The 14,115-nt window shown below is 32.4% G+C and carries 8 protein-coding genes; 6 read left to right on the top strand and 2 right to left on the bottom strand.

Annotated elements, in window-relative coordinates:
- Nucleotides 1–68 precede the first annotated feature (68 nt).
- On the bottom strand, nt 69–869 hold the full coding sequence (locus A6733_RS04735) for a hypothetical protein (RefSeq protein WP_092402803.1): 801 nt from the start codon (nt 867–869) through the stop codon (nt 69–71).
- Nucleotides 870–1,045: 176 nt separating this feature from the next.
- On the opposite strand from A6733_RS04735, the gene A6733_RS04740 reads away from it, so the two are divergent.
- From A6733_RS04740 to murB, 6 genes are all read left to right on the top strand, one after another.
- Complete coding sequence (locus A6733_RS04740) at nt 1,046–1,969, top strand: glycosyltransferase family A protein (protein ID WP_092460515.1); 924 nt, start codon at nt 1,046–1,048, stop codon at nt 1,967–1,969.
- Between the two features lie 482 nt (nt 1,970–2,451).
- Complete coding sequence (locus A6733_RS04745; RefSeq protein WP_141663456.1) at nt 2,452–5,250, top strand: hypothetical protein; 2,799 nt, start codon at nt 2,452–2,454, stop codon at nt 5,248–5,250.
- Nucleotides 5,251–5,790: 540 nt separating this feature from the next.
- Nucleotides 5,791–8,766: a hypothetical protein gene (locus tag A6733_RS04750; protein WP_092411145.1), complete on the top strand. Its 2,976-nt coding sequence runs from the start codon at nt 5,791–5,793 to the stop codon at nt 8,764–8,766.
- Nucleotides 8,767–9,436: 670 nt separating this feature from the next.
- Nucleotides 9,437–11,131, top strand: a complete 1,695-nt coding sequence (locus A6733_RS04755) for a hypothetical protein (RefSeq protein ID WP_141663097.1) — start codon at nt 9,437–9,439, stop codon at nt 11,129–11,131.
- The gene (locus A6733_RS04760) at nt 11,131–12,003 is read left to right on the top strand and encodes a hypothetical protein (RefSeq protein WP_092411143.1); all 873 of its coding nucleotides are present in this window, start codon (nt 11,131–11,133) and stop codon (nt 12,001–12,003) included. Before A6733_RS04755 ends, A6733_RS04760 begins: the two co-directional genes overlap by 1 nt.
- 766 nt (nt 12,004–12,769) lie before the next feature.
- The gene (gene murB / locus A6733_RS04765; protein WP_092411142.1) at nt 12,770–13,780 is read left to right on the top strand and encodes a UDP-N-acetylmuramate dehydrogenase; all 1,011 of its coding nucleotides are present in this window, start codon (nt 12,770–12,772) and stop codon (nt 13,778–13,780) included.
- Here the strand turns inward: murB and rpsT are convergent.
- Complete coding sequence (rpsT, locus tag A6733_RS04770) at nt 13,772–14,047, bottom strand: 30S ribosomal protein S20 (protein ID WP_092460519.1); 276 nt, start codon at nt 14,045–14,047, stop codon at nt 13,772–13,774. The two genes, murB and rpsT, sit on opposite strands and share 9 nt — an antisense overlap.
- Nucleotides 14,048–14,115: the final 68 nt, after the last annotated feature.

The raw sequence follows: 14,115 nt of genomic DNA on the forward strand, positions 1-14,115 counted from the left end.
GAGGTAAAAGCGGGGCCTTCTAGGGGCCTCGCTGGTGTTGTTGTTTTTTTAATTATGCCAAAATTTTTCTAGTGGGCTTTATTCCCGTGCTCTTGATGTGGTCTTATGACTTTGTTGACATGTTTGACGGTGACGTGAAGGTGGCAGCACAGTTCGCGTGGTCTAAGTCCTTCATGCTTGGTCCTTTTCACTTCCTCCCGCGCTATGTGCGGACAAACCCCCAGCTCTGATCTTAGGCTCTCTAAACACCCCCAAAAGCTAGTGTATTCTATCAGCAAGTTGCGAGATACCGCAGTTGGTGAGCACGTAGAAATATCACCAAACAGGTGGGATTGCCAATACGCAGAGTTGGATAGGAATTTTTTGTCGCATGCAGCCATAAGCTCTACGGACCAACGGTTCATACGCTTAAACATAGAAATAAGCTTCTCTACCATAAGACTGGCCTGGACTATACCCCTAAGAGAAAAACAGAAAACAGCACAGTTGGCGCGGGGATCACAAATTTCTGGAAAAAATTGCGAATAAGCACAGTCTAGTTGCATACGTAACCAGGATAGGTCAATCAATGCTAATTCTGACTGAGGTGGTAGATTAGCTAACACCCTTTGTGCATGAGAAATAACGTAACAAAAATTCCCCAAAACGGGCTTAGATAAGCTTGTAAGACTTACACCAGAAACCACACCATTACTGTAAAAAAACTCAACCAACCTACTCATACTCATCATTTCGTGCACATTAGGAAAATTATCCGCATCATTGCCATTGTAAACAGAATAGCTATTCCTATATGAAGCAAGCAATGACCTCTCTAACTGCAGCTTGAGCAAACCCACAAAGGGCGATAAATCACTATGACTAACCATATTATTCCCCTACTGTAGAACTCACCAAATTTAGTTAATTAAAACCTGTACTTAACAAAAATCATAGCTTCGTATTCATGTATGAACAAATCCGATATTACCCAAAGGGAAATCTGGATAACAAACCTTCCTCTACATAAAATTATTCTTACGACAATTGTAAGGTACAGTTAAAAATGGCATCTATCGCTGTTGTTATTCCCACTCATAATGCGGGTAATACCTGGTCATTAGTACTAAAGGCCATCCAGAAACAATCCATAAAAGTCAAAGAAATAGTTGTTCTAGATATAGAATCTACAAACTCAACAATCAATATTGCAGAAGATCATTTTGCAAGAGTCATCCCAATATTCGCAAAAGACTGGGACCCATGGTTCACTAGACAATGGGCCGCATCTCAAACCAAGGAATCGGACATAGTAGTGTACTTAAGTCAAGACTGCATCCTGGATGACTATTATTCATTAGAGCAATTAGTTGACAAACTAATATCAAAAAATTCATACATGGTATATGGCAGGCAAAAATGCGGCCATGATGCCCCACCTAACATAAAGCAAATTTACAAAAGCTTTTTCCCCACGCACAATCTCAACATTAATGAAATAGAGAAGCTACTTCCAGCGGCAATGAGGCTGTGCGTATACTATCATGCCTTCGCAGCTTATTTCAGAAAAAAACTGCTAAAATTTAACTATAACCTTCCAAACAAAGTCATAGCAGCAGATGATATAATAGTCATGGATCACTTACTGAAAAATCAAGAAACTATAGATTATTGCCCTAAAGCGGCAGTGTTGCGCTCGCCTACACCATCAATAAAACAGTACTTCCAACAAAGCATAGCCAGGGGAGTATCTTACTATAAGGAGAAAAATAACCTATCGTTCACAGACAGAGACACAGGAGTAATTAGAAAGTTTCTTCCTAAAGAAAAAAACCTCACTCTGGATAGAGACATAGCCATGAAAAAACTAATAGGGGTAGTGTACCTTGCAGCTCAAAAAATAGGGTACCAAATAGGAAAACATAACCCATCTGGTTGGAGCAACCGTGACCGAAATAAAGACAAAGGCCCTCTAAGGGGCCTAACATAGTACTTACAAATTACTCCGGTGCCACAGGACAAAAAAATTTAACACTTCCGTCCACAAAATTCACATCAATCTCAGACGAATGCAACTTACGGCGGTATAGAAGTATAGAATATAACTACTGCAAATGTTATAAAATAATTTAGATCTATCAGGTAATATATTACATGGATCACATAATACATTACATAGATCACAACAAATCACGAACCTACAATGTACGTGATACAAGGCAACACAAAAGCGTAAAGTATCAAAGATGATGAGAATGGGGTAACACGTACAGTGTTAGTACAATGTAGCCATCGCTGCACCGTTGGGTACGGTTAATGTGCTAACTGCACGACAGAAAAGATAGGAACAATTAACAACCACTTACATTAATTGTACTGCACTGCACCGTAAAAGTTGGTAGCATTGTCGAATAAAGCAGCGCCCAATACACCTACTGTGTGTGGGTATAGGTAAAATAACTAGAATTGTCTTTGTTTGAGGGTTTACACATAATGTTGCCGCGTAGTTACATACAGAAAAACCAAGAAAAGGGCGCATGCGCAGCCGCAGAACAGGATGAAGAAACGGCTAGTAACACGGACGCAATAGAGCACAATAACGACGTAACCGGTGCGGAAACCAGCAAAATTGTTGATCTGTTGCTTGAATTAGGTGAAGCTTATCCTCGTACACAATGTGATAGTGCCGAGCCACTAACGACTGCTGCAGCGGAACGTTATGATTGTTTATCATCTTGTGCGCATTCACTGCAGCAATCACACACAAGTGCGAGTAGTGTTCCAACAGAAGAACGTGATTGTAGTGGTTCAACTAATGGGCATGATTACAGCACTATAGACGTCAATGAACCCAGCGAAACTAAAGAAATGCTGGAACTACTATGTGCACGTGATCTTGCACAACAGCCACACACCAGTACGTCTAATATTACAACAGACGAATGTGATTGTAGCAATGTCGATGTCACGAATACTATTCAAATTCAAGATTTGATGGGATTGTTATACGAAGATAGCAGCATCACACAGAAACCAGGAAACACATCATTATCGATAACCTCTGAAGAAGAAATGGGATGCAGTAATTTATCCCGTGTATGTACACAGCAACCACCTACAAGTGCACCCAGCAGTCTAAATACAGAAATGTATGGTTGTAATGTTAATAATAAAGGCCGTACAGCTAGCACTGCAGTGCCAAAATTATCGTGTGTAGACAATGATATTGCGCAACAACAAAACAATACACCGTCACCAGTAACTGCTGGGAAAGAATTAGGCAAAGGCAATAATAGTGAAAAAAAATCAAGAAAAAAAGATGCTTCACATGTTGGTGAAGCAAAAAGAGCCAAATTAGGTGATGAAAAGACTGATGAGATAGGAATGCTTTGTTCCCGCAAAAATCATAGTGAGTACAATAAAAAAAATCTGCAAGAGAAAGACACAAGTGCTTATGACGCAGTTCTCAAGTACATTAATCCATGTCCAATTAGCATAAATACTATGTTTAATAGCATGATTAAAGATCAATGTATGATGCCAGTTAATGTGTATGTATTTGAAACTCGTAGAATTGTATCCTTCTCAAGAAAAGCAAACGTAGAAGAAAATTCAAGAAATAAGTTACGTGAATCATTATCAAAAATGGAAACTGCCCTAGACAGAAAAGTAGATTGTTTGCTTAAGCTAGACACATTGTTAAGAGATTTTAAGCTAACTGCAGATGTAAAAATGAGTGAATTATCAAGAACAATATTCTCTTCTGCTGTAGTTGAAGAAACACGAATTGGACTTGAAGAAGAAATAGAATGCAGAGCTACCGAAATTAAATTTGCTCTCGAACTAATATCTGGTGTTGATAGTGTTGCTGAAAAAACTTTTGACTCTATCATGTCAATAATGAGCAAATCTAAAGATGATTTAATTAAATCATTGATTACAAATTCGTCGTGTGAATCAATAATTACCTCATCCTTATCACGTAAAAAAATGCCAAAGATACCGACACCAATATTTAATAGAATCATGAGTTTCAGGGATAGCATTTATTACGAATTGGAACATGTAGAACGAGATTGCATCAAATCTATTAGCATGATACCGAGGATATATGGCATTTGCTGTACCAGAAAGCTATCTCCGGAGATATATATTAAATTAGACGAACGCTTGAAGCTTTTTTCTGAATTTATTTGCAATGAATTAAAAGAAAATACCCCTGTTATAGGGGATGAAGGGAACGTTTACCATATCAATAGACAACAAATTTCAGAGTTTGCTGTCGATTTTTTAAATGGAACTAAAAGTGATTATCTACATAGGATAATAGCAAAGAGAACTATTATGCAGGGTAATAGAGAATATACCAACAGAGGAATGCACTTCTACATAATGAGGACATTGGATGCACCAATAGGCAATATATCAAAACTTATCCTTGACTTATGTAAAAAGGCACATCCCCAAGAGGGACCAAAAACTTACAAAAATTTTGAAATCCACACATATGAAGGTATTTTTGCGTTAGTACTAGAAAAACTTAAATCTGAAGTATATACAAACGATATAGAATCAAAAATAATAGGTGCAAAATTAGAGTCAGGAAATACTATAGATAATTATAGTAATAGTATTTTTACTAGTGAGGTAATAAGTAAGATAAAGGAGCTATCTACTATTACTTTAGAAGAAGTAAAGAGGTCATTGCCCTCAAAAATAGGAACTGTTGGTTCTATGATATTACCTTGTTCAGACGAAACTAAAGATATGTTGGAAGGGTATATTGCAACTTACAACGATGAGGTAAGGTCATTAGAACTAACTTCTGGATTTTTTTCAACTTATGTGGAGCATTCGTTATTTTCAGATAGTGTAAGTAAAAAACTCAAGTTACCTAGGAAGCACTTTCACAGAGTACGTGAAATACAGATAAAACTATTTGACAGTGCACGCTCCCTTAGCGAGACGGTGTTATACAATAACAGATATTCAATATTACGTAAATATTTCGAATGTCATGAGGGAGCCTACAGTAATATCTCTGCCAGCGAATTAGTACGCTCAGTTCCAGATTTACCAGACGTGATTAGGCAAACTATTGCTGACTGCGTGGTAGTACTAAATAAAGAAGGCACCATATGTAATCTTAGTGATTCACTGAGGGAAACACTTATATTAGATTTAATTGAAGAAATGGTAGATGAATTCAACTTGTACATAAATCAAGAGGCCAAAGTTGTCAAGAAAATGTCCAAAAACACCACAAATTAACTAGTTACTATAATTAAAATTGTTAGTCACACATGCATCTTTGTTAAAAATGTTTAGTGCTATCCTGCGCCGTGCATACTACCCCCTAAATTATCTCAACACATATAAGCCAATGTAGATCGCTATTTATACATATTACCGATAAAATATAATTTCCGGGATTTCTTAGTATAGCAACTATCTAGTAGTAAGCATTATTTATATCCACAAACAGGTAGCTTATAAAATCAATGGATATTGATTTTAATTAATGTTAATATATTGGGCATATTTAAGTACAGATGTAAGATGACATATAAATAAGTATATATTTAATTAAATCATTTCTTTTAAGAAAGTAACATACTGCCATACCAGTATGGTGTATAAGAATACACGAAACTAGTTTGTACATTAATACATGAAAATATAAATTATGTTGTAATATGTTAATAAATTTATGTGAATAAAACAATCTCGGCACAACTTATAGAGCATATTTAATGTATTGTATCAAGGTAAACAAAATCACTAGTATTATCTTCATTCCAGGATTTAATCATGATATCTTACAGATCGTCATCATTTTATGAACCGGAACAACAAGATAAAAACACAAGCATCAACACATCATCTACAGAAGAAAATGCGGAACCACATTCAGAAAAAGTAGAATTATATGAAACTAATTTGCAATTGCAGTCAGCTAGCACAAATTTACCACCACAACAAACATATGTAGAACCACACCATAGATATGATCCTCTTTTACCCCCTATAAATACAGGTGCAGAGCAAGATATAGTTACGTCGCTATTACATCCAGATTACGAATATGATGTCTATCAATACGATCAATACTACTCAGAGCAACCATGCACAAACACAGCAACACATAATAGTAATAACTATAATCCAGGCCATGTAACTAATAATCAATCAGAATTATCATATGCATGCAGTAATAACGTTACTCAACAATATAATACTCCATCAACAACTATTGAAACTGGATATGCCAGTGATTTATCATATGATGTACGTTCGTGTCAGTTAGCACAATCATACGCATACGACGACAATGCAGCTCAACAATATAGTAATATTCCATCAATAACGACCGTTGAAACTGGATATGCCAGTGCTTTACCATATGATGTACGTTCGTGTCAGCTAGCGCAATCATACGCATACAACGACAATGCCGCTCAACAATATAGCAATATCCCACCAATGACAACTGTTGAAACTGGATATGCCAATGATTTACCATATGATTTACTCTCATCTCAGCTAGCACAGTCGTACTCATATAACGATAATGCCACTCAACAATATAGTAATATCCCATCAATAACAACTATTGAAACTGGATATGCTAGTGATTTACCATATGATTTACTCTCATCTCAGCTAGCACAATCATACTCATGTAACGATAAGGTCACTCAACAAAATGAAGATATATCATCAATGATGAATTCTACAGGAGAACAAAACAGAGATTTCTCATATGATGTATATTCGTTACATCAACCGTATGCTAATTCACTGCATAAACAAAAAATTACCTATAAAGATAAAGAACAATATTCAGAGTTTAATCAAAAAACTAATAAAAAATCTGCATTAGATATCAGCAAAACTAATATGGTAGAAAATACATGTCTCCATAGCGAAAATAGCACCTTTGAAAAAGATCCAAGAGAAGATAAAACCAAAATTTGTGACAAAGTTCTTAATTATGTCGGAACATATCCAATAAGTATAAGTGTAATTTTTAGTAGCATGATTAAAGATAGATCTATAGAACTGATCAGTATTTCTGTATTAGAAAATATTAATTTATTATCACAATCTAATGCAGATTACTTCCTGAGAAAAAATATGTTATCTGATTCATTAGAAAAAATAGAATATATAATGGACAGTAAAACAAATTGTTTATTTAAATTAGATAAATTATTGGAAAATTTTAAATTAACCACAGATATAGAAATAAATAACTTATCAGAATTAATATTTCCTAAAAATACAATTATAGAGGCCCAAAAAAATCTTGAATCTGAGATACCATCCATTGCTATGGAAATTAAATCAATTATTGCCAACATAACAAATAATAATGACATTGCAGAGAAAGCCTCTTCCTCTATACTCTCAGTGATAAATAAGTCTAAAAATGAACTTTTTAGTGCCTTAACTAAAAATTATTTCTGTGAATCAATCATAATGTCACCTTTTGCAGGTGATGATTCAATCAAAATACCACTTGCAACATTTAATAGAATTATTAACTTTAGGGATAAAATTTATTACGAGTTGAATAATGTAGAACAAAAATGCTTAAAATCTATAAACATGCTATGTAGAATTAATGATTTTTATAGTATAGAAAAATTATCTCCAGAGATAGCTATTAACTTTAGAAAATGCTTAGACGTTTTTTCTCAATTTATTAATAATGAATTAGAAGAAAACTATATCTTTATGGTAGATAAAAATAATATTTGTCAAATTAGAAATAATAAAATTTCAGAACTTACTAATAATTTTATAGCTATAACTAAACATGATTATTTATGCAGAATAAGAGCAAAAAGAGCTGTTATTGGTGGAAATGAACTGTATACTAATAGAGGAATACACTTCTATATAATGAAAGCACTGGATCCATTAATAGAGAAGATATCAAGACTTATCCTAACTACGTGTAGAGAACTTCATCCTAGTTACAGCGAAAAATCTTTTAGAAACTTCGAAAGAAATATGTATAAGGGCATTTTTACATTATTATTAGAAAAAATTAAGTATAGAGAATATATAGGTGCTATAGAGTTAAAAATAACAGAGATAGAATTAAAAGATGGAAAATATATAGATGATTACGTTACAGATATTTTTACCAGTAGAATAGTAAATGAAATAAAAATATCATCTACTATTAATATGTTTGAACTAAAAAAAATATTACCTATAAAAATAGGAAACAGGCAATCCAAATTGCTACCACATTCATACAGCACTAAAACTGAAAATGATTTAGAGAGTTATTGTAAAATTTATAACAATTCAATAGGTTCATTAGAATTAACACTCGACTTTTTTTCAGAATATGTAGAAAGTTTCCTGTTTTCAGAAAATATTAGTAATAAATTGAAACTACCTAAAGAATATTCAGATACAATATTAAAAATTAAGATAGACTTATTTGTTTATGCGCTTATTATTCATAGGAAAAAATCATATAGAAATAAATTTTCAATACTAACTAGAATCTATAATGCTACCCAAAAAGATAATAATGATATTTCTAAAGAAGAATTAATAGATATGGTTCCAAATTTACCCAACATGATAATGGAAGTTGTTAATAATTGCTCATTTGCTCTAAATAATGAGGGCATGATATGTAGCTTAAATAATTCACTTAGAGAAACAATTGTATCAGATATAATTGAGGAAACTGTCAGCGAATATAACCTGTATATGAATCAAAATATCAAAGTTAAGAAAAGATCTGATGCGATTACTTGAAAGTAAAAACTTTCTTAGGTCAAAAATAAATAGAAAAACACCATAATTAAATTAGACAAAGTCCGTAAAATTTGCAACTATGAGGTAAGATCATCAAAGTTATTTCCTAGCAATGCCATTATTTTGGCATAGAAAAAAATATATATGCAGTTTTTAAAAAATTATCAATGAATATAACTTGTATATAAGTCATTAGTGAATTATGTATAAGCAGTTAATTATAATTAAATTGTGCATATATTTATTTAGCAATAACTATGCCCCTAAGTTTGTCCCATACATTAAATAATTAATAGCATCTTATATAGAAATAGCAAATATTTCCTAGAATATACCATAGACATAGAAATATACTAGCAGCTTTGCTAATAAAGATTAGCCAATATTGTTGATGTTCATCGTGCTTGCATATTTACTTTGCGGTTCCATATGACTCTGTATACACCTAAAAAGACTATACATACATCTAAACTTCTGACGCATATGTGTCCATCTACTAATAAACAGCACATGTTTTATGCGCTAGATTGTATTCTAGTAAAGATAGATGCTGTCAGACAATTTATAAATAAAACAAACTCAACACATACTATGAAACTTATTTAATGTATCATGTATAGTTGAATTAGTATTGTATATATCATAGGATTTAGTCATGACACCGTGTAGATTGTCATCATTTGATCAGCAGGAGCAGCAAAATAAAAATACTGATGGTACTTCAGTATCGTCAGAAGACAACACTACGTTAAGCGTAGAAAAAGAAGAAATGCGTGGAATGTATTTTCCATCAACCAGTCATAATATACCATTGCAACAAACATCAATAAACCAACATTGTAGTTATGATCAGGTTTTATCTTATATCGCCATGGATTCAGAACAAGATGATACTACGGCACTATTATATCCACTTTCTGAACACGATATGTATCAATATGATGAATATTCTTTAAATACACCACATATAGGTACACTTAACAGTGTGAATATAGGAGAATATAACCATAGTTACTATAATGAAGTTAGTGTAGATGAAGATCTGCCAGACTTATTATTTGAGGATGACAATATTACAAAGCAACAGCAAGATACACCATCACATATAACTACTAAAGTAATCTATGAAAAAAAATTAGAAAATGATCTATCATCTAACATACATGTATTCCAGAAACCATCTACTAGTTCATTCCATAGTGAAAAAACGCTCTCTAGCGATGGGAAAAAACTCTCAAATACTAGTCAAAGGGATGACTATACAATAGAATCAATGGATAAAAATATAATACACTCTGATAGAGCTGCAAAAAAATCCAAGCTGGACACTAGCATATATGATCCAGAGCAGGCAAGTACCAGCAAGTGTGGTACATTATTATATGAAAAATGCATGCAAAAAGAAGAACGACTTACTTATACTGAAGTTCTTAATTATATTAATCCATATCCAATTAGAATAAGTGCTATTTTTAATAGCATTATTAAAGATAAATGTGTAAGTGTAATTAATAAATATATATCTGAAGCATCTGCTACTATAATAGGACTAAAAAAAGGCGCAGTATCAAAAAAAAATGTTTTATTTAAATCAACACAAGAAATAGAAGCCATTATCGATAGAAAAATGGAATCATTATCACTACTAGATAGATTAATGGAAAATTTTAAATTAACTACAGATATAGAAATAAAAAACTTATCGGAATCAATTTTTCCTAAAAACATAATTGAAGAGACTAGAATAAATCTTAAATCAGAAATAGCATCTATAATTAAAGAGATTAGATTATCTATTGATAATAAATTAATTTTTCCTACTCCACAACATTATAATATCTCAGAAAAAACATCTAATGCTATTTTTATAACAATTAACAGATATGCTGATGATTTTTTTAATGCTCTGGCTACAGATCAATTCTGTAGGTCAATCATAATGAAATCTTTAACAGATAAAGATACTAACAAAGTACCACTATCTGTATTTAATAAAATTATTAATTTTAGAGATAAAATTTATTATGAATTAAATGCTGTAGAACATTATTATTTCAAATCTATATCTATGGTATGTAGGATTTCCAACTTTGAGAGTATAATAAAATCACTGCCAGAAATATCTAGCAGATTGGTAAAACATTTAGATAGTTTTTCAGAATTTATTAGTAATGAATTAATAGAAAATGCCATTATTATAAGTGATAGTTTGAATATTTGCCAAATTAGTAAAAGGCAAATTGCAAAATTTACTTCTAATATTATAAATGAGACTAAAAATGATTATGTACGCAGACTCATAGTAAAAAAAAAATTATGGATGATACTGGATCCTACTATTATAGGGGGTTACATTTATATATAATGAAAGCATTGCATACATCTATAAATAAAATATCGAAACTTATCTCAAGTATATGCAAAAAACTTGATAATCCTGAAACCACTAAAACTCTTTACACTTTTGAAAAAAATACATACAAAGGTATTTTCACATTAATATTAGAAAAAATTAAGACTCAAAAATATATAGCTCTTATAGAATCAAAAATATTTAATATAGAATTAAAAGATGGAGATTACACATATAATTATGTTAGTAATATTTTTACCAAAGAAATATTAGACGAGATCAAAGAATCATCTGTTATATATATGGAAGAACTAAAAACAGCGCTACCTCAAAAAATAGGAAGACGTATGTCTAGATTGTCATCAACTGAAAATGAAATTATCTTGGAAAAGTATCGTAAAATTTATAATAATGAAATAACATCACTGGAATTAAATTCTAAATTCTTTTTAGAGTATATAGAACAATTGTTATTTTCAGATCGCATCAATAAAAATTTAAAATTACCTAATAAATATGCTGATAAAATATATAAAATACAAGTAGAATTATTTACCAATATGACTACATTTCATAGAAAAAAATTATATGAAAATAAATTCTCAATATTAACTAGATGTTTTAATATTAGTGAAAAAACTTATTATGGTATTTGCAAAGAAGAATTATTAGACATAGCTCCTAATTTACCAAATATGATTATGGAGGCTATTAATGACTGCCAATTCGCCCTAAATCTGAGCGGAAAAATATGTGCTTTGGATGATTCATCGAAAGGATCAATTGTGCCACACATAATTGAAGAAATTGCCAATGAATATACTTCTTACTTGACTCAAAATAATAGAGTCACAAAAATAGCTAAGAACAATACTAGAATGTAACAATTTACAAATTTGTGATACCTACATTCGCTTAATGCAGGCATTTATTGAGCCAATTGTTATAAAGCAGTTTCCCAATAACAAAATGCCACAGATTATATGACATCAATAATCATCTTAACACTTACATGGCCAGAGAAAAAAATAACTGATAACATCAAAACTACGTAAGAATTAAAATAATTTAAACCTTGAACAGACATTAACTTTCACACCGGGTAAAGCAACAATTATCATATCATGATTGTAAAGTTGGAATTGATCTAAAAATAACCCCAAAAAGTCTCTAATTTAATATAGTAAAAACTATTTCATTATCTCCCACAATATCATTTGTGTTCAACTAAGATAATAATATAATAAAATTTTATAGTGCAAATTATAAAAATTACCACACATCAAATACCAGAAGCTAATATTGATGAGTAAGTACTCTACACACCACCGCAGTTTAACATAAACCAATTTAATTAATTTTGTAAAAAATAATTAACTCATCTGTACTAAAAATTATACTAACCAAACTAGTTCTATTAAAAATAACTTATTTAAAGTTATTATTGTTTGAACGTATTGAAGTGTGCTCCTTTCATGTAGGCAATTAACAAAAAATATAGCAAATATAGCATTAATATGCTAATTAAGATTAACATCAGTATTTGAGTAATTAGGTAAGAACTTCCTACAGAAAGAATACAGTTTTTATTTTTTATTCTAAACATGTTAGGCTAGAATTAGATTAACTTTAAAACAAAGCAAGAGGTTCATGCCATTTTATGTAAAAAGGAATGTAGATATCCGCGATATTCATTCATTCCGATTCCCAATAATAGCTAAGGTATTACTAAGACTGGAAAAACACAGCGACATTATTGACAGCCTCCCTATCGTCAGGTCATGTAATTCAAAAGTTTTTCTGGGATCGGGAAGCAACACTGTATTTACAAAAAATTACAATGGCTGCGTGATACATATGGCTATTAGAGGAAAGAAAATTCTCACAGAAAATGAGTCATACGTCATGATTCAAGTAGCAGCTGGTGAAAGCTGGCCGTGTTTTGTTGATTGGACACTAGAAAACAACTATCCCGGACTTGAAAACTTGTCCATGATTCCTGGTACAGTTGGCGCTGCACCCGTACAAAATATAGGAGCATATGGTGTCGAAATAAAACCATTTATACATGGAGTAATAGTTTTTAATTATAAAGAAGAATCTTTCCACTATTTGTTAACTAATGACCTAGATTTACAATATAGGTGGAGCAAATTTAAAAGAACGGAGTGGAAAAAAGATCTACTGATAACAGATGTAATCTTCAAACTGCCAAAACAATGGGCACCGTGCCTACAATACCAAAATTTGGGAAAAATTCTCCCAGACAATCCTTCTCCACGTGAGATAGGAAATGCTATCTGTGCCATTAGAAAGAAAAAAATACCAGCAATTACCGATAAACAATTTCATGCTGGAAGTTTTTTTCGCAACCTGGTGGTATCTCAGAGTGAGATTGAACATATTAAGGGTAAATACCCGGACGTGCCAATATTCTCCGACACAAAAATCCCGGCAGCGTGGTTGCTAGAAAAGAGGGGATGGAAAGGGCACGCGCGAGGAAACGTAGGAGTATCCAAAGAACACGCACTAGTGCTAGTGCACAACGGACAAGGAAAAGCAGAGGAGCTACTGGAACTTTCCTCAGAGATCCAGAAAGACATCCTAACAGATACAGGGGTTCTAATACAGCCAGAGGTAGTAATACACGGGTCATTGTGAGGGAGAAGCAATAGCCTTAATACGTTGACTGAGCCTGCTCTTGTAGCGATTTGCCTTATTCTGATGAATAATTCCTTTGGAGCAGACCTTATCTATCACGGAAGATGCAGATCGAAAGACTAGCAAGGCATTATCTGTATCACCGGAACCAATAGCAACACGTACCTTCTTTACTGCCGTACGAAATGACGAACGAAGACTTGCATTGCGCTTACGTCTTTTCTCTGATTGAATACTTCTTTTCCTTGCTGAGGCTGAATTTGCCATAAAATGATCTCCTCCTTGAAGCAGGCAACAAAAAATCTCACTGAGAGGAAAGCATTCTAGGATATTTT

The sequence above is a fragment of the Candidatus Ichthyocystis sparus genome, from assembly GCF_900078745.1.
In the GTDB taxonomy this organism is placed as follows: Bacteria; Pseudomonadota; Gammaproteobacteria; order Burkholderiales; family 2013Ark19i; genus Ichthyocystis; species Ichthyocystis sparus.

Excerpts from the sequence above, each read along its gene's own strand:
- A6733_RS04760 (WP_092411143.1), top strand. The coding sequence starts at position 11,131 with ATGAAAGCATTGCATACATCTATAAATAAAATATCGAAACTTATCTCA.
- A6733_RS04750 (WP_092411145.1), top strand. The coding sequence starts at position 5,791 with ATGATATCTTACAGATCGTCATCATTTTATGAACCGGAACAACAAGAT.
- A6733_RS04735 (WP_092402803.1), bottom strand. The coding sequence starts at position 869 with ATGGTTAGTCATAGTGATTTATCGCCCTTTGTGGGTTTGCTCAAGCTG.
- A6733_RS04740 (WP_092460515.1), top strand. The coding sequence starts at position 1,046 with ATGGCATCTATCGCTGTTGTTATTCCCACTCATAATGCGGGTAATACC.
- murB (WP_092411142.1), top strand. The coding sequence starts at position 12,770 with ATGCCATTTTATGTAAAAAGGAATGTAGATATCCGCGATATTCATTCA.
- rpsT (WP_092460519.1), bottom strand. The coding sequence starts at position 14,047 with ATGGCAAATTCAGCCTCAGCAAGGAAAAGAAGTATTCAATCAGAGAAA.